A 17,869-nucleotide genomic window follows, 5' to 3' on the forward strand; every position below is an offset into this window, starting at 1 on the left:
GCGTGTTACGCGGTCCTGGGCCGGGTATCCACCGGCAGGCACAGCAGCGCCGTCAACAGCGCCAGCCCCACGTGCGCGGTGTAGATCGGCGAGAAATCCGCGTGACTGGCGACGCCGTGCCCCAGCAGCAGCACCGTGATCGCCACGCCCAGCACGCCGCCCACCTGGCGCGTCGCCTGGTTCACCGCGCTGCCCACCGCGTAATGCTGCGCCGGCAGCCGGTTCACCGCCGCCCCCGACAGCGACGGCAGCACCATGCCCACGCCGATGCCGCTCAGCAGCAGACCGGGCAGCCATTCAGTCAGATAGGCGGGCTCCGCGCCCGGCACCAGAAGAAACCACAGCCCGCTTGCCGCGTACACCAGCGCGCCGCCCACCAGAAAGGGCCGATGCCCCATCCGCGCCGCCAGCCGGCCGGTGATGATCGCCGTCGGCATCACGAGCAGCGGACCCGGCGTTACCGCCAGCCCGGCGCGCGGCAGGCTGTAATGCCACACGCCCGTCATGTAGAAGAAGAACGCGAAGAACATCATGGCAAAGGCAATGCCGAAGCTCAGCGTCGCCAGGTTCACGTAGCGGTACGTCCGGTGCTTGAACAGCGCCAGATCCACAAGCGGATGCGGCGTCACGCGCGCCCAGGCCACAAAGGCGATCAGCGCCATCACGCCCACCGCCGCCGCGATCGCCAGTTCGCTGCGCTGCCACGTCGGCGATTCCGATTGCACGATGGCCAGGGCCACTGCCCCCACGCCCACCATCAGCAGCGCCATGCCCACGCCGTCCACCCGGCGGCGCGCGTCCGGTTTCACCGACTCCTTCAGCATCCCCGCGCCGAACCACAGCGACACCGCGCCCAGCGGCAGGTTGATGTAGAACGCCCATGGCCAACCCGCCACATCCACCACGAACGCGCCCAGGCTGGGACCCACCGCCGCCGCCAATCCGCCCACCGCGCCCCACAGGCTGACCGCGACCGACCGCTTCGACGCCGGAAAGGCTGCCAACACGATCGACAGCGACGCCGGCGTCAAGAGTGCCGCGCCCACCGCCTGCAGCACCCGCGCGGCGATCAGCCACTGTTCCGTCGCCGCCAGCCCGCAAGCCGCCGACGCCGCCAGAAACAGCAGCACCCCGCCCATGAACATGCGCTTGCGGCCATGCGTGTCTGCCAGTCCGCCCGACGGGATCAGCATGGCGGCAAAGACCACCGTGTAGGCATTGAGCACCCAGGACATGTCCGCGGCTGAGGCCGTCGGGAATCCTTCGCGCAGCGCGCCGAACGCCGCGAACAGCATCGTGCTGTCCAGCGACACCAGGAAGACGGCGATGCTGGCGATCCAGAAAATGGGCCAGGGGGATGCGTGCGGGGCGCTGGCGGCGTGCCCGGGCGCGGCCGCCGGGCCGGGGCCGGTTGCGGCGTGCCCGGGCGCGGTCGCCGGGACGGGGCCGGTTGCGGCAGCCGCGCCGGCGTTAACGGCGTCAGCTCGCAAGTCTGCACCGCCCAATGCGGCGCCCGAGCCTGCTTCGGAAGCGCGGGCTGAAGTGGAGTGGTTACGCATGTCGGCCTGGCCCTCGCGCTTACAGATAGACCGCCGGGGTGGCAGTCAGCCCCTGCTTGACCTGGCGGGTCCGCTCGTCGGCCAGCACTTCCTGCTCGCCGGCTTCCAGCGCATCAAACGCCTGGCTCACGATGGCCTGTGGCGTGGACTTGGGGGCATCGATGCCCTTGGTCAGGTCGGTGTCCACGAACCCCATGTGCAGTCCAAGCACCTGCGTGTTCTGGCCCCGCAGCTCCTGGCGCAGCCCGTTCGTCAGCGCCCAGGCTGCGGACTTGCTCATCCCGTACACCCCCAGCACCGGGTTGTTCACCCAGCTCGCGATCGACAGGACATTCAGGATCGCCCCGCCGCCATTCGCGGCCAGCGCCGGTGCAAACGCCTGCGACACCAGCAGCGGCCCAAACAGATTCACGTCCAGATGCCGGCGTGCCGACTCCACGCTGCCCGGCGTCAGAAATCCGCCGAAGTCCGCGATACCCGCGTTGTTGATCACCAGCGTCACGTCCTTCGCCAACTCCGCAGCAGCCGCCACGTCCTGCGCGCGCGTCACGTCCAGCTTGACCGGCACCACGCCTTCCAGCGTGATCGAAGACGGATCACGCGCGGCGGCGTACACCTTGCGGGCCCCGCGGGCCAGCGCCTCGCGGGCAAAAGTCAGACCCAGGCCGCGATTGGCCCCGGTGATGAAAACAACGGCGTTCTTGAGTTCCATGATCGGTATTCCTAAAAGTGATGTTTGGGTATGAGTCAGCGTCGGCACGACTAAAATATGATGACCATCATATTTAAGGACAGCAAAATGGCCGCGCAACGCGGCCAAAAAATCATTCAGTGGGAGACTGCGGCGCCCTCGTGGTCGTACTGCGCCAGAACGGCGTGGCGGGCAGACGCCAGGACTGCGCGTCCGCTCGGGTTATCGCCCAACGCCCGGGCCAGCTGCAATGCGCCCACCAACGTGCTGAGCACCGCCGCCGCCGCGTGTTCACCCGCCTGAGCCGGCAGCACCTGTTGCACCGCTTCCAGCAACCGCTGCACCCGGCCGGCGGCCGCCTCGCGCACGTCGTCCGACTGGCGGGGAATCTCTGACGCCAACGCCGCCACCGGGCACCCCCGTTCGCAGCCGGTCAGATGCGCATCACTGAGATAGGCTTCCACCCAGGCGCGCAACGGACTGGCGCCCTCGGCGCGGCGCCGCGCCATGCTCTGAGACAACCGCGCCGCGCCATCCTGCCCCGCACGCTCCATCGCCGCCGCCAGCAACGCGTCGCGCGACGGGAAATGCGCATAGAAGCCGCCGTGCGTCAGCCCGGCTTCTTTCATGACGTCCGCGACGCCCACCCCCGAATACCCCGCGCGCCGGATTGCGCGGGCGGCTGCATCAACAATGCGTTCGTGGGATTGTTCCTTGCGGGAGGCGGACATGATCGCAACACCAAAATATGATGATCGTCATATTACGCTCGCAATATTCCAGCTTGCAAGCCCCGGCCCCGTTTTCAGCGCCAAGCTTCCGGCTCGATGGTCACTTCGCCCTTTTCCGCCGAGAAATACACCACGCCGTCCGAGATATTGGCGTTCAGCTGCATCGTGCGCTCGGCCAGCTTGCCCAACGCCTTCGACTGCTCCGAAGGCAGATTCACCACCTTCAGATTGCGCGTGCGCTCCAGCTTATTGCGCACCCCGTCCCACCAGATCTTGCTGGCCGACCCGCCATAGCAATACACGATCACCTCATCGGCGCGGCCACAGGCACGCAGAATCCGCCGCTCTTCAGGCTGGCCCACTTCGATCCACAGCTTGATCTCCCCGGTCAGATCCTTCACCCAAAGATCCGGCTCGTCGGTATCGCTCAGCCCCTTCGTGAACGCCAGTTCCTCCTGCGCGTGCATCGCAAACGCCAAGAGCCGCACCATCATGCGCTCGTCCGTCTCGGACGGATGACGCGCCACGGTAAGCCCGTGGCTGCCGTAGTAGTGGCGATCGGTATCGGCGACGTTCAGGTCGGCCTTGTAGATGGTGGCGCGCAGGGCCATGGCGTAGGTCCGTTCAAAAGCGAATTGCAGGAAGGCCGCCATGATAACCGGGCGGTGCGGGCGTCAAGGCGGCTGTGCCGAGTCGGCATCCCCCCGACCTCATAGCAGTCAGGCGCCGCGACCGGCATTACACTTGCCGGGCGCCCGCAACCCCAGCCGGCAACGCCCTCAAGACCCGCCCGCCATGACCGCCACAGCCGCCCTCCTAGCCTTCACCCTGGCCGCCGCCATCCTCACCATCACGCCCGGCCTGGACAACGCCCTGGTGCTACGCACCGCCGCCGTCGAAGGCAGCCGCCGCGCCCTCATGGCCGGATTGGGCATCAGCGCCGGCTGCCTGCTATGGGGCGCCATCGCGGCATTCGGCCTCGGCTCGCTGCTGGCCGTGTCCACGTTGGCTTACGACACCTTGCGCATCTGCGCTGCGATCTACCTGTTCTATCTGGGCGTCAAGCTGCTGTGGAGCACCCGCTCCCGCCGCAAAGCCGCGACGGCGTCGCCCTCCGGCATCCTGGCCACCCCCGCCCGCCCCAGCACATCCGCCACCGGCTGGTTCGTGCGCGGCTGCCTTACCAACGCCCTGAACCCCAAGGTCGGCGTGTTCTACATCACGTTCCTGCCGCAATTCATCCCCGCCGGCGCCGACGTCCTTCGCTTCAGCCTGCTGCTCGCCACGGTCCACGCGATCGTCGGAATGCTGTGGTTCGTCCTTCTGGTAGCCGCCACCCGGCCTCTGGCGCGCTGGCTTTCCCGCCCCGCAGTCACCCGCGGCCTGGACCGTGTGACCGGGGCGGTGTTCATTGCGTTTGGGTTGAGGTTGGCGCTGGAGAAACGCTGATTCAAAGGCTTGAAGCGACGCTGGCGCTTCGATGGGTGTCAGACACCCGGGAAGGCCAACTGCAATACCACGCCCATCTCGTAGGGGTGTCAGACACCTGAGAGCGGCGCGGGAGACACCCGGGAAGGCCAGCTGCAATACCACGCCCATCTCGTAGGGGTGTCAGACACCTGAGAGCGGCGCGGGCGCGCACAGGCGTCTAACGACAAACACCCCGCCACCAGCGCGCAGCGTCATCACCACGACGCAAGACACCCCAACGCCAAATAAGGCCGCCCGCGCGGCCGATTTTGGCGGCCCCGCAAGACCTTCGCCCCACCCCGCCCGAGGCAAAAACGCAAGAACTCCACCCGCCCCGCCACCCAACGCCGGCAACTCACGGAGCGGCTGGTGACGGGACGGGTGCGCGCGAGGGGCGTCGATGCGCCCAAGGGAATCCGAAGGCAGGCGCCGAAGGGCGCCAACGAGGATGACGCAGGGGCCGTCCGGAGCGAAGGCTCCGGACCGCAATCGTGGCCCCTCGCTCGCACCCGGCCCGGCGCCGGCCGCGTCTCAAGAACCCCGACCGCCGCAAGCAGCAACAGCAATAACAGCAGCAGCAGCAGCAGCAGCAGCAGCAGCAGCAGCAGCAGCAGCAAAAACCGCCGCCTCAATAAACCCCAATCGCATGCCGAGCCACAAAATGCCCATCCCCCACGGCAACCAACGGCTCCACCAACGGCTCATCCCCCACCCGACGCATCGGACTAGGAATCTCATCCACCAGCAGCGACCGCTCCCGATGCCGCCGCTGCGGATCCGCGATCGGCACCGCCGCCATCAGCTTCTTCGTATAAGGATGCTGCGGATTTTCAAAGATAGCCCGCCGAGGCCCGATCTCCACGATCTGCCCCAGATACATCACCGCGACCCGATGGCTGACCCGCTCCACCACCGCCATGTCATGCGAGATAAACAAAAACGAAACACCCAACTCACGCTGCAAATCCAGCAGCAGATTCACGATCTGCGCCTGAATCGACACATCCAGCGCCGACACCGACTCATCCGCAATCACCACCTTCGGATTCAACGCCAATGCCCGCGCGATGCAGATCCGCTGCCGCTGCCCACCCGAGAACTCGTGCGGATAGCGATCGATCATCTCAGGCAGCAGCCCGCATTTATCCATCAGCCAGCGCACCCGCTCCTGCGCCTCTTTACCGCGCGCCACCTTGTGGATCAGCAGCGGCTCCATGATCGAATAGCCCACCGTCATCCGCGGATCCAGCGACGCAAACGGATCCTGGAAGATGAACTGGATATGCTGGCGCAGCGTCTGCATCGCACTGCCCCGCAACGCCCCGATATTCTTGCCGTCGAATTCAATAGACCCGCTCTTGCTCTTGACCAGCTGCAGCAATGAACGGCCAGTCGTCGTCTTCCCGCACCCAGACTCGCCCACCAGCGACAGCGTCTCGCCCGGATACAGGTCGAAGCTGACCTTCTCGACCGCATGCACCCGCTTCTGCACCCGGCCCAGAATGCCGCCGGTAATGTCAAAGCTCGTCGTCAGATCCCGCACCTTCAGCACAGGACCATTCTCGCGCCGCACCGTAGACGGCGCCGCCACCGGTGTGTCCACCAGCCTGACCGGATCCGGCACCCGCACCGCCTCGTCCACTTTCAACAGCGGAAACGGCGCCGGCTCGTCCGTGCCCTGCATCGCCCCCAGCCGCGGCACCGCCGACAGCAGCGCCCGCGTGTAGGCATGCTGCGGACGCGCAAAGATCTCGTCCGAACCGCCCTCTTCCACCTTGTCGCCCCGGTACATCACCAGCACCCGGTCCGCCACTTCCGCCACCACGCCCATGTCGTGCGTGATGAAGATCACGCCCATGTCCATTTCTTCCTGGAGCTGGCGGATCAGTTGCAGGATCTGCGCCTGGATGGTGACGTCGAGCGCAGTCGTCGGCTCGTCGGCGATCAGCAATTGCGGCTTGCACGACAGCGCCATCGCGATCATCACGCGCTGGCGCATCCCGCCCGACAACTGGTGCGGATAGCGATCCAGGATGGCGCGCGCCTCCGGGATGCGCACCCGCTCCAGCATGCGCAGCGTTTCCGCCCGCGCCGCCGCCGCGTCCAGCCCCTGATGCAGCTGCAGGGCCTCGGCGATCTGATTGCCCGCCGTAAAGCTGGGGTTCAGCGACGTCATCGGCTCCTGGAAGATCATCGCCACGTCCGCGCCGCGCACGCGCTGCAGCGTCGAATCGGGCGCGCTGACCAGATCCAGCACCTCGCCGCTACGCCGGCGCAGCAGCATCCCGCCATTGGCGATGTGCCCGCCGCCATACTCGACCAGCCGCATCAGCGCCAGCGACGTCACCGACTTGCCGGAGCCCGACTCGCCCACGATGGCCAGCGTCTCGCCGCGGTTCACGTGAAAGGAAACATTGCGCACCGCTTCCACGGTGCGTTCGGGCGTTTTGAACCGCACCGTCAGGTCATTGACCTGTGCGACACGGTTGGAATCCATGGTTGCCATATCGATTACTTTTCCTGACGCGGATCGAGCGCGTCACGCAGCCCGTCACCCAGCAGATTGAAGCCCAGCACCACCAGGAAAATGGCCGATCCGGGAAAGATCGACATCCAGGGCGCCTGGGTCATGAAGTTCTTGGCCGTGTTCAACATCGAGCCCCACGACGGCGTCGGCGGCTGCAGGCCCAGGCCCAGGAAGGACAGGCTGGCCTCGGCGATGATGGCCGTGGCGATCGTGATGGTGGCCTGCACGATCAGCGGCGGCATCACGTTGGGGAACACGTGCCGGCCGATGATGCGCAGGTCGGACGCGCCCAGCGCGCGGGCGCTCTGCACGTAGTCCTCGTTCTTGACCGCCAGCACCTGCCCGCGCGTCAGCCGGATGAACTTGGGCGCGGCGGACACGCCGATGGCGATCATCGCGTTGGTCAGGCTGGGTCCCAAAAAGGCGGCCAGCGCAATCGCGAGGATCAGGAAGGGAATGGCCAGGAGCGCCTCGGTGGCGCGCGAGATGAAGCTGTCCGTCCAGCCGCCGAAGTAGCCCGCGGCCAGGCCGAACGGCACGCCCACGATCAGCGCGATCAGCACCGACACCAGGCCCGCCATCAGCGAGGCGCGTGCGCCGTACACCATGCGGCTGTAGATGTCCCGGCCCAGCTCGTCCGTACCCAGCCAATGCGCCGCGGACGGCGCCTTGCGGATGGTGGTGAAGCTGGTCTGCAGGGGATCCTGGCTGACGATGAACGGTGCCAGGATGGCCACCAGCACGAAGAACAGCACGATGCCCAGGCCGAGCATCGCGATGCGGTTGCGTTTGAATTTGGCCCACGCGCGATTGCGGCTGCGGGGCGGCGTGACGGCTGCGGCCGTTGCAGGAATTGCGCTCATGAGTGCCTCAGGCGGGGATTGACCAGGATGTACAGGATGTCGGCCAGCAGGTTCATCAGGATGAAGCCCACCGCCACGCAGAGCACCACGCCCTGCACCACCGCGTAGTCGCGGGTGAACACCGCATCGACCACCAGCTTGCCGAAGCCCGGGATCGTGAAGACCTGCTCAGTCAGCACGGCGCCCGCCAGCAGTTCGCCGAACAGCAGCGTCACCAGCGTGACGATCGGCATCAGCGCATTGCGCAGCGCATGGCGCAGCACCACGCTGCGCGGCGACACGCCCTTGGCGCGGGCGGTGCGCACGTAATCCGCCGACAGCGCTTCCAACATGGAAGACCGCGTATGCCGCATCAGATACGCCGCGATCGCCGTGGACAGCACCAGCGACGGCATCAGCATCGTCTTGATCGACAGCCAGAAGTCTTCAGACGGCGACACGTAGCCCGAGGCCGGCAGCAGCTTCCACTGCACCGACACCACCATGATGAGGATGATGCCCAGCCAGAAATTGGGAATGGACATGCCGGATAACGCCGCGATGTTGGCGCCCATTTCGACGGGCTTGCCTTTACGCACCGCGGCGATGATGCCCATGGGGATGCCCACCAGCAGCGCGAAGAACATCGCCATGGCCGCCAGTTGCAGGGTGACGGGCAGCTTTTGCGCGATCAGCGTCGTGACGGGCACGTCGGTGCGCAGGGACTTGCCCAGATCGCCTTGCAGAACTTGCCCGGCCCAGGCCGCGTACTGCATCGGCAACGGGTCGTTCAGGCGGTATTTGTCGCGCAGGTAGTCCAGGACGGCCGGGTCGCGCTCTTCGCCGGCCAGGGTCAGCACCGGATCGCCGGGCAGGATTTTCTGCAGCATGAACACGATCATCGACACCAGTATCAGTGTCGGGATCGCGACGATCACGCGGCGCAAGATGAGTTTAAGCATGTGGAAAACCGTAAGACAGGAACGACGGACGGCGCCGGCCGGACAGGGCCCGATGCGCGTCCGCCGCAAACGACAACCGGACGCGCAAGGCGCGTCCGGCGGGCGCGGCGGGCATTCGCCGCCCCAACATTACTTCTGCGCGAACGTCACGCCCTTGAGCCGGATCATACCGTCCGGATAGGGCGTGAAGCCCTGGACCTTCTTGCCCATCACGAAGGGCCACGGCTGGTAGTAGTTGTACACGCCGGGCAGTTCGTCCTGGATGATGGCCTGCGCCTGGTCGTAAATGGCCTTGCGCTTGGCTTCGTCCGGCACCGTGCGGGCCTGGTTCAGCAGCTTGTCGACTTCCGGATTGCAGTAGTGGCCGTCGTTCAGTGCGCCCTTGCAGGTGACGAACGCGTGGATGTTGCCGTCGGGATCGACCCGGCCGGACCACCCCAGCATGACGATCTGGAAGTTGCCGCCCGAGGCTTCCTTTTGCAGCGCCGCGTATTCGGTCGGGCGCAGCGACAGGTCAAAGCCCGCCTCGGCAGCCATCGCCTGGACGATTTCCGCGATGGACGAGGTGGTGGTGTTGTTGCCAAACACCAGCTCGGCCTTCACGCGGTCAACGCCGGCCTGCTTGAGCAGGCTCTTGGCCTTGGCCACGTCGCGCTGGGTGACCGGGAATTTGTCGCTGTGATAGGGGCTGGCGGGCGGGAACGGCTGCTGGGCCGGTTCGAAGATGCCGCCGCCGGCCACTTCGTTAATGGCGTTGCGGTCGATGGCGTACTGGAACGCCTGGCGCACCAGCTTGTTCTTGAACGGGTTGTCTTCGGCGCGCTTGCCGTTGCCCACGTTGAACATGAACTGCTGGAAGCCCAGGCCCGCGACCGGCGCGAACGTCAGGCTGGCGTCGTTCTTGACCTGCGGCGCGTCGGACGGATTCAGGCGTTCGAGCATGTCCAGGTCGCCGGCGCGCAGGTTGGACAGGCGCACGGTGGTGTCCGGGATGGGCAGGAAGGTCACGCGCTTGAACGCGTAGTCCTTGGCGCCGTAGTACTGGTCGAATTTTTCCAGGACGATGCGGTCGTTCTGAATGCGTTCGACGAATTTGTACGGGCCCGAGCAGATGGGCTTGCGGCCCACGGCGGCGACGTCGTCCGAGAAGGTCTTGGGCGACAGCATCATGCCGGCGCGGTCGGACAGTTGCGCGAGCAGCGTGGCGTCCGGTTCCTTCAGGGTCAGCACCAGCGTGGTGGCGTCGGGCGCGTCAACCTTGGCCACCGAGCGCAGTTCGCCCTTGCGCAGGCTGTCCGGCAGGCTCATGGCGCGGTCCAGGTTGGCCTTGGCCGCGGCCGCGTCGAACTTGGTGCCGTCGTGGAACAGCGCGTCGTCGCGCAGCTTGAAGGTCAGCACCTTGTTGTCGTCGCTGAACGACCACGAGGTGGCCAGTTGCGGCACGAAGTGCAGTTTGGGATCGATGTCCACCAGCTTGTCGCACAGCGACGTGAACACGATGCGGCCCACGTAGGTGCGGGCGCGGTGCGGATCCAGGACATCGGGATCTTCTTGCAGGCCGATCCGGATGTTCTGGGCGCTGGCGGCGCCGGCGGCCAGCGCCAGCAGGCTGGCGCCGAAGGTCATGGTCAAGCGTTTCATTGTGTTTATTCCCCTTGTTGCTGCATTTGCCGGTATCAGGAACCGCTTTAGAAACCCACCGCCTGGCCGTCGCGACGGCTGTCGCTGGCGGCGACGTAGCCCAGTTCGTTGTCGCTTTCGGCCATGCGCCAGATGAACTGGCCAGCGCCGAAGTCCATGTAGGGATCGTCAACGGATTTCAGAGCATGGCCCAGATCCTTCAGACCTGCAATCGTCGAGGCCTTCATATTGGTCTCGATATCCAGCGTGAAGTCGCGGTTGACCTTCCAGCGCGGGGCGCAGCAGGCGGCTTGCGGGTTCTGGTGGTAGTCGATCATGCGGACGACCGTCTGCATGTGGCCCTGGGGCTGCATGTCGCCGCCCATGACGCCAAAGCTCATGACCGGCTTGCCGCCGCGCGTCAGGAAGCCCGGGATGATGGTGTGGAACGGGCGCTTGCCGCCTTCGACCACGTTGGCCGACTTGGGATCCATCGAGAAACCCACGCCGCGGTTCTGCATGCTGATGCCGGTGCCCGGCACGACCACGCCCGATCCGAAGCCCATGTAGTTGGACTGGATGAACGAGATCATCATGCCGTTTTCGTCGGCGGCGGTCAGGTAGATGGTGCCGCCCGCGTGCGGACGGCCGGCTTCGAAATGGGTGGCCTGGTCCAGGCGGATCAGCTTGGCGCGGCTGTCCAGGTAGGCGTCCGACAGCATCTGTTCGGGCGTGACCTGCATGGCGCGCGGGTCGGCCACGTACTTGTACAGATCGGCGAAGGCCAGCTTCATGGCTTCGATCTGGATGTGCTGCGATTGCACCGAATCCACGGGAATGTCGGCCATATCGAAGCGTTCGACGATGCCCAGCGCGATCAGCGCGGCGATGCCCTGCCCGTTCGGCGGGATTTCATGCAGCTCGTAGCCACGGTACGACTTGGAAATGGGCTTGACCCATTCCGGACGGTAGCCGCGCAGGTCTTCCAGCGTCATCGCGCCGCCGCATTCCTTGCTGAAGGCGGCGATGCGCTCGGCCAGCTCGCCTTCGTAGAAGTCGCGGCCCTTGGATTCGGCGATGCGGCGCAGCGTGTTGGCGGCGTCGGGGAAACGGAAGTGCTCGCCGACCTTGGGCGCGCGGCCCTCGGGCAGGAAGGCCTGGGCGTAGCCGGGCTGCGATTTCAGTTCTTCGGCGGCAGCGGCCCACTTGTGCGCCACCACGGGCGGCACGGCGTAGCCGCGCTCGGCGATCTCGATGGCGGGCTCGAACAGTTGTTCGAACGGAAGCTTGCCCAGCTTTTCATGCAGCGCGGCCCAGCCGGCCACCACGCCGGGAACCGTGACCGAGTCCCAGCCGCGCTTGGGCTGGATGGCCAGGCCGTTGTCGCCCGTGCCGTACTTGCGCTTGAAGTATTCGGTGTTCCAGGCGGCGGGCGCGACGCCCGACGAGTTCAGGCCGTGCAGCTCCTTGCCGTCCCACACGATGGCAAAGCAGTCACCGCCCAGGCCGCAGGAAACCGGTTCGACCAGGACGATCGTGGCCGCGGCCGCGATGGCGGCGTCCACGGCGTTGCCGCCCTTGAGCAGCATGCGCAGCCCCGCCTGGGCCGCCAGCGGGTGCGACGTGGAGACCACGTTGCGGGCGAACAGCGGGATGCGAACGGAAGGATACGGGTTGGCCCAGTCGAAGGTTTTCATGTGGCGGGTCTCTTAACGGTTAAGCGGGCGAAGTTACTCTCGTGCTTTAATTAAATCAATTTGATTTTTTGTTCCGTCATAAAAGAATTTTTTATGAGTACGATCCGATTTCTGCGCACGTTCCTGGCGATCGCGCACCACGGTTCCTTCTCCGAGGCCGCCGAGCAGGTCGCCCTGACGCAGGCGGCCGTGAGCTTTCAGATGCGCTCACTGGAGGCCGAACTGGGGCGGGAGCTCTTTGACCGCAGCGGGCGCCTGGCCATCCTGAACGCGGCCGGGCGCGAATTGCTTCCCGAAATCAAGCACTTGCTGGATTTATACGACAGACTGAGGCGCCCGAGCACGGCGCCCGGCGAATTGGCCGGATCGGTGTCGGTGGGCAGCATCGTGTCCTGCATGGGCACGCTGTCCAAGGTCATCTCGGGGCTGAAGAAGGCCCATCCCAAGCTCGACGTGCGCATCCTGTCGGGCAAGGCCAGTGAACTGGCGGGCAAGGTGGAAGACGGCGAGCTGGACGCCGCGTTTTTGGTGGAGGCGGGCCGCAAGATGGCCAGCACGCGCTGGACCCCGCTTTATCAAGAACAGATGGTGGTGATCGCCCCGCGTTCGGCGGCCGGCAAGGATGCCCGCGAGGTGCTGGCGGGCAATCCCTTCCTGCGCTTTGACCGGACCCAGCGCACCGGGCTGCAGATCGACCGCCTGCTGCGGCGCATGGCGGTGCCGGTCAACGACTTCCTGGAACTGAACGCGATCGAGACACTGGTGGAACTGGTGCGCCAGGAGGTCGGCGTGACGCTGCTGCCGCTGATCAACGGTGCGAACTGGCAGCACAGCCCGGAGCTGCGGATTTTTCACCTGCCCGAAGACCTCGGGCCCCTGTCGCGCTCCATCGGCATGCTGGAACGCCGCGAGCACGCCCGCCAGGGCATCACGGCGGCGATCTGCGAGGCGTGCGCGCAGGCTTTCCGCGCACGCGAACCGCAGACCGCCGCATGAGGCTTACTCGGCCATGGCCGGGTCCGTGACGGACGCCTTGCCCGTCTCGATGCGGCCTGCAAAGCGGCGCAGCCACGACGGATCCTCGGTCAGGCGCACCGTGAAGTCGTACCAGGCATGGCTGGCAGCCAGCGCCCAGTGCTGCTCGACCTGCCCGCCCGCCGGGACCGTGAACGTCCAGCGCTCGTGGTTGGCGTAATAGGCGTTGGGCGTCACCTCAAAGGTGCAAGGCGTCTTGCCGGCGTTGATGAAGCTGACGTAGGCGTCGCCGTTGGCGATGTCGTAGCAGACGCGGATCTCGGCATCCTGCTGCGCCGTGCGGTCGTGCGCCAGATCCCCCGCGAAATGGCGGTGCCAGCCGTTGGGACCCAACACCCACAGGTCGTACTTGCCGCCGTCGGCCGCCGTGTCCCAGCTGCCTTCCAACTGCTTGTCAGGCTCCACCGTGTAGCGGCGCGGCAGGCGATCCAGATGCAGGCGGTCGTAGACGTGGAACACCGCGGCCTGCTTTCCCGTGTTCGAGAACACCAGCCACATGTTGCCGGTGCCCGGCTGGCTGCGGCCGCTGGTGTGCAGTTCGTACGGCAAGGCGCGGGAGTTGCGCACGCCCTTTTCCTGGATGCCCTTGGCCTGCGTGGACGGATCCGGCAGCGGCACGGCCGTCAGCGCCTGCTGGGCGGCGCGCTCCTGGTCTGCCTCCGAGCGGGTCAGGATGTCGAGGCCCGACAGCTTCTCGTCGTTCGGCGTCGCGAAGTTGAAAGCCGAGGTCAGGTCGCCCAGCACGGCGCGGCGCCACGGGCTGATGTTCTCTTCCTTGACGCCGAAGCGGGCTTCCAGGAAGCGCAGCACGGACGTGTGGTCGAATGCCTGGGAATTGACCCAGCCGCCACGGCTCCACGGCGACACGACGTACATCGGCACGCGCGGGCCGGGGCCGTAGACGCGATTGTCGGCGGCGTCCTGGGCGGACGCGTGCGTGTGGCGTTCCAGGTCGGTGTTGACAGTGGAAGCGCCGGCCATCGAACCGTCGGCGTTCAGCGACGGCGCAGCGGGCGGCGGCACGTGGTCGAAGTAGCCATCGTTCTCGTCGAAGTTGATGAGCAGAACGGTCTTGCTCCAGACGTCCGGGTTGGCAGTCAGCGCGTTCAGCGTTTCCTGGATGTACCAGGCGCCCTGGACGGGGCTGGACGGGCCGGGGTGTTCTGAATAATTGGCAGGCGCGACGATCCAGGAGACCTGCGGCAGCGTGCCGTTCAGGGCGTCATCGCGCAGGGCCTGCAGGAAGCCGCCGTCGGGCATGGTGTTGGCCGTGCCCTTGTAGAGCGGGTTGGCCGCGTCCATGCTGGGCGTCCAGGCCGGGTACGGCGCACCGTTGCTGCCGTTGCCGGCCAGTTCGTTGGCGCGGCGGTACTGCTGAAAACCTGCCAGGGGGTTGTCGCCGAAGTTTTCGGGCAGGTTTTGGTAGACCTTCCAGGTGACGCCGTTTTCCTGCAGGCGTTCGGGATACGTCTTCCAGGTCCAGCCGATGTTCGAGGCGCCCAGGCTGTCCCACTGGTTGCGGGTGGACGGGCCATTGCCCTGCGCCAGCGGGTCGTTGGTGCCGGTCCAGTGGAACAGGCGGTTGGTGTTGGTGCCGCCGTGCGTCGAACAGTGGTAGGCATCACACAGGGTGAAGGCGTCGGCCAGCGCGAACTGGAACTCCACTTCCTTTTCGCGGTAGTAGCCCATGGACTGGTTCTGCTTGTAGCGCGGCCATTGGTCCATGCGGCCGCCGTCCCAGGCCATCTGGGCGTCGACATAGTCGTGGGGCGTGCCGGCCACGCGCTGGGCGTTGCCCTGGGTGCTGTCCAGGTGATACGGCATGACGACGCGCGTGCCGTTGGTCTGTTCCCAGACGGAGCGGTTCTGCGGCAGCGGAATGGTGATGCGGTCACCAAAGCCGCGCACGCCCTTGAACGTGCCGAAGTACATGTCGAACGAGCGGTTTTCCTGCATGAGGATGACCACGTGCTCGACGTCGTTGATGGTGCCGGTGCGGTTGTTGGCGGGGATGGCCAGCGCGCGGCGGATGGCGGGCGGGAACATCGACAGCGCGGTCAGCCCGGCAGTGGAGGCGGCGGCGTTGCGCAGGAACCGGCGCTTGCCGGCGTGGATCGTGTCTTTTTCGGACTTCACGGATGCTTTTCCTATGGGTCTACAAGAAGCGCGGCTCAGGGCGCGCAACGCAGTTCGGGCTTGGCGGGCGGCGGCGGCGCGGGCGTCTCGGGCTGGGTGGGAGTGCCCGGGTCGGTGGGGGTGCCGGCGTCGTCATCGTCGTCGCCGCCACCGCAGGCGGCCAGGGTGGCGGTCAGCATCAGCACCGCGCCGGCGCGCAGGAAACCGCGCAAAATCATGGACTTGCTCATGGGGTATCTATCCTTGGGACATCAGGGAAACAGTTCGGAGACGGACTTGCCGGACAGGGCGAGGGATTTCACTTCTTCCTCGGTCAACGCGCGCGACCAGAAGGCGAGGTCGTCAAAAATCATGGTGTACGGGCCCTTGGTGCCGGCGCAGCAGATGCCGTAGGTGCCCTTGCCGTCTTCGTTCAGGCCGATATGCGGTCCGAAGATGCCGGCGATCTGGGTCAGGTCGACGCCCGGGTTGGCGGTGGACGTGACGTTGCGCACGAAACCCAGTTCGCTGTCGTAGCGGTAGGCGGTCATCGTGCGGGCCGTCTTGTCGATGGTCATGGCGATGTAGACGGGCTTGTTGGCCGTGAACTTGACGCCGTTGATGTCGGCGCGTTTGCCGCCGCCGGCGACGTTGAAGCGCAGCTCGGGGCCGGCCCACTGGGCGATGGTGATGCCGGGGTTACCGCCGGAGTTGTAGTCTTTGTTGCCTACGATGGATCGGTCGTTGGCGGTGCCGTCGGACTGATACCAGAAGCCGATGGTGAAGGCCTGGACGCTGTCCATGAGGCCTGCGGGGTAGTCGAGCTTGAAGGCGCCCAGGGCCGCCGTGCCGCGTTCGTTCCGGAAGCTTTTGCCGTACACGCCGGGGTCGGCGTAGGCCGGGGCCTGCGCACCGTCGAACGGGGTGATTGCGCCGCCGCCCGCGGCCTTGTCGGTCACGTCGCCTTCGAAGGGGAAGAACATGGTCAGGCCAGTGCGCAGCGAGGCGAGCAGTGGGACCGGTTTGGCGTAGACGACCGAGGCGCGCGCGGCGCTGACAGCGCGGCCGGCGGAGACGCTGTATGCCAGCTCGTGCAGGCCTTCGGTGTCGAAGGTGAAGCCGGTGTCGACGTATTCGGTGGCGGTGCCGGGCAGGCGCGCGACTTCTTTGCCGTCGCGGCTGACGACGATGTCGCCGGCGGGTTCGCCGACGCGCACCCAACTGACGGTGACGCTCTTGTTGTCCATGGCGGTGCGGGTGGCGACGCGGCGCAGCGCAAGCGGTTCGGAGAGCGCGGTGCCGGCCATGTCGTAGGCGTCCGCTTGGGGTAATGCAGCCAGGTGCGAGAGGACGGTGGGCGCGACGTCGGCGGCGCTGGGCAGCGCGTACCAAATGGTGTCCCAGACGCCGTCAAACGAAGCGTCATCGGCGCTGCCGCCGAGCAGGGACGGTTGATTGGCGGCTAGGAGGATGGTTTTGTTGGAGGAGAACGGCAGGCCGTCGCTGCCGCCGGTCTTGTCGAGGCCGTGGCTGGACGCGACGACCATGAGCCAGTTTTCGTTGGGATGGGCGGCGCGGCGGTCGGCCAGTTGCTTGGTCAGGACACCCAGGGCGGCGTCGGTTTGGCGGATGACGGCTTCGTAGGTGGTGCCGAAGCCGTTTTCGGCGGCGGCGCGTTCGGGCGCGGCGAATTGGGCGACGACGACGTCGTAGCCTTCGGCGATGCGGTCGCGGGCCTGGGAGGCGACGCAGTCGTCTTGGCCGGCGCAGTCGGTCAGCGTCTGGACATAGCCGGCGTCGCGGTCGGTGCTTAAGAGGTCGGCCAGCAGCGGCGAGTTGAAGGCGCCGGCGGCGCGCGCTTCTGGCTGCGCGGTTTTGATGCGCTGGAAGAGGCTGGGGGCTTTCATGCCCTGGCCTTGTGCGTTGGAGCGCACGCCGTGGACGTCGGCCCATTGCCCGGTGAGCAAGGTGGCCCAGCCGGGTGCGGTGAGCGTGGGCTGTTGGGTCACGGTGCCGGTGACGCCGCCGGTCCAGGCGCGGGTGACGGTCAGTTGGCTCAGGTTGGGAAGCGTGTTGTCGGCTGCGCCGCGACGAAGCGCGTCGTAAGTGAGGCCGTCAACGCCGACGAACAGCACTTTGTCGACGCGCGCCTCGCCGGGCGTTGTCACGGGGGGCTGGGTCGGAGGTTCCACTGGGGCCTCGTCGTCATCATCATCGCCGCCGCCACAGCCGGCCAACGCGCTGGTCGCCAGCAACATGGCGCACCATCTTCTCCAATTCAATGTCTGCATTGCTTCTCTTCTCTTTTTCATGAAGGGGGTCTTACGCTGGGCGACATGGTGGCGATCGAACGTGAAAGACCCGTGAAGCAAAGGAGAGAAACGTTGATTGCTGAATCAGGATTCTTTTGCGTATGGGGCAATGCTGGGGGGCTTTTTGGATGGGTCGGTTGCTTGTTGGGCAAGGGAGGGGGGGATTTTTGGCGGCCGGTGGCGCGGTGATGCTGGGTGTCTGACGCCGGTGAGGCGTCTGGGTCGGTGGGGCCTGGGCGTTGAGTTCTTGAGGCGTCCGGCACGGTGGCGGCCCGGGGCGCGCGGGGCCACGATTGCGGTCCGGAGCC

The 17,869-nt window shown here is 66.3% G+C and carries 14 protein-coding genes; 2 read left to right on the top strand and 12 right to left on the bottom strand.

What is annotated here, in order from left to right; genetic code table 11:
- Positions 1–5: 5 nt before the first annotated feature.
- From B2W22_RS19345 to B2W22_RS19360, 4 genes are all read right to left on the bottom strand, one after another.
- Positions 6–1,490: a DHA2 family efflux MFS transporter permease subunit gene (locus B2W22_RS19345; protein ID WP_286939257.1), complete on the bottom strand. Its 1,485-nt coding sequence runs from the start codon at positions 1,488–1,490 to the stop codon at positions 6–8.
- A gap of 88 nt (positions 1,491–1,578) precedes the next feature.
- Complete coding sequence (locus B2W22_RS19350) at positions 1,579–2,271, bottom strand: SDR family oxidoreductase (RefSeq protein ID WP_175126135.1); 693 nt, start codon at positions 2,269–2,271, stop codon at positions 1,579–1,581.
- A gap of 116 nt (positions 2,272–2,387) precedes the next feature.
- A complete protein-coding gene (locus B2W22_RS19355) occupies positions 2,388–2,981 on the bottom strand; it encodes a TetR/AcrR family transcriptional regulator (protein ID WP_175185166.1) in 594 nt (197 codons plus the stop codon).
- Between the two features lie 74 nt (positions 2,982–3,055).
- A complete protein-coding gene (locus B2W22_RS19360) occupies positions 3,056–3,592 on the bottom strand; it encodes a YaeQ family protein (RefSeq protein ID WP_056570589.1) in 537 nt (178 codons plus the stop codon).
- A gap of 184 nt (positions 3,593–3,776) precedes the next feature.
- Here B2W22_RS19360 and B2W22_RS19365 point away from each other — a divergent pair, with 184 nt between their 5' ends.
- Positions 3,777–4,430: a LysE family translocator gene (locus tag B2W22_RS19365; protein WP_175126132.1), complete on the top strand. Its 654-nt coding sequence runs from the start codon at positions 3,777–3,779 to the stop codon at positions 4,428–4,430.
- 649 nt (positions 4,431–5,079) lie between these two features.
- On the opposite strand, the gene B2W22_RS19370 is transcribed toward B2W22_RS19365, so the two are convergent.
- The 5 genes from B2W22_RS19370 to ggt form a co-directional block, all read right to left on the bottom strand.
- On the bottom strand, positions 5,080–6,948 hold the full coding sequence (locus tag B2W22_RS19370) for a dipeptide ABC transporter ATP-binding protein (RefSeq protein WP_286939321.1): 1,869 nt from the start codon (positions 6,946–6,948) through the stop codon (positions 5,080–5,082).
- 14 nt (positions 6,949–6,962) lie between these two features.
- Complete coding sequence (locus B2W22_RS19375; RefSeq protein ID WP_218343500.1) at positions 6,963–7,841, bottom strand: ABC transporter permease; 879 nt, start codon at positions 7,839–7,841, stop codon at positions 6,963–6,965.
- Entirely contained in the window at positions 7,838–8,782 is a 945-nt protein-coding gene (locus B2W22_RS19380; protein ID WP_056316436.1) for an ABC transporter permease, read from the bottom strand. Before B2W22_RS19380 ends, B2W22_RS19375 begins: the two co-directional genes overlap by 4 nt.
- A gap of 129 nt (positions 8,783–8,911) precedes the next feature.
- Complete coding sequence (locus B2W22_RS19385; protein WP_175126130.1) at positions 8,912–10,423, bottom strand: ABC transporter substrate-binding protein; 1,512 nt, start codon at positions 10,421–10,423, stop codon at positions 8,912–8,914.
- Between the two features lie 47 nt (positions 10,424–10,470).
- A complete protein-coding gene (gene ggt, locus B2W22_RS19390) occupies positions 10,471–12,099 on the bottom strand; it encodes a gamma-glutamyltransferase (RefSeq protein WP_175126129.1) in 1,629 nt (542 codons plus the stop codon).
- A 93-nt stretch (positions 12,100–12,192) separates the two neighbouring features.
- Here ggt and B2W22_RS19395 point away from each other — a divergent pair, with 93 nt between their 5' ends.
- Positions 12,193–13,095: a LysR substrate-binding domain-containing protein gene (locus B2W22_RS19395; protein ID WP_286939263.1), complete on the top strand. Its 903-nt coding sequence runs from the start codon at positions 12,193–12,195 to the stop codon at positions 13,093–13,095.
- Positions 13,096–13,098: 3 nt separating this feature from the next.
- Here the strand turns inward: B2W22_RS19395 and B2W22_RS19400 are convergent, their stop codons facing one another.
- From B2W22_RS19400 to B2W22_RS19410, 3 genes are read right to left on the bottom strand one after another with little or no spacing between them, the layout of a single operon-like run.
- Positions 13,099–15,270, bottom strand: a complete 2,172-nt coding sequence (locus B2W22_RS19400) for a phosphocholine-specific phospholipase C (RefSeq protein ID WP_286939265.1) — start codon at positions 15,268–15,270, stop codon at positions 13,099–13,101.
- Positions 15,271–15,305: 35 nt separating this feature from the next.
- Complete coding sequence (locus tag B2W22_RS19405) at positions 15,306–15,500, bottom strand: hypothetical protein (protein ID WP_175126126.1); 195 nt, start codon at positions 15,498–15,500, stop codon at positions 15,306–15,308.
- 21 nt (positions 15,501–15,521) lie between these two features.
- Entirely contained in the window at positions 15,522–17,507 is a 1,986-nt protein-coding gene (locus tag B2W22_RS19410) for an alkaline phosphatase family protein (RefSeq protein WP_286939267.1), read from the bottom strand.
- Positions 17,508–17,869: the final 362 nt, after the last annotated feature.

It is taken from the genome of Achromobacter sp. UBA4530, from assembly GCF_002388205.1.
In the GTDB taxonomy this organism is placed as follows: domain Bacteria; phylum Pseudomonadota; class Gammaproteobacteria; order Burkholderiales; family Burkholderiaceae_B; genus Achromobacter; species Achromobacter animicus.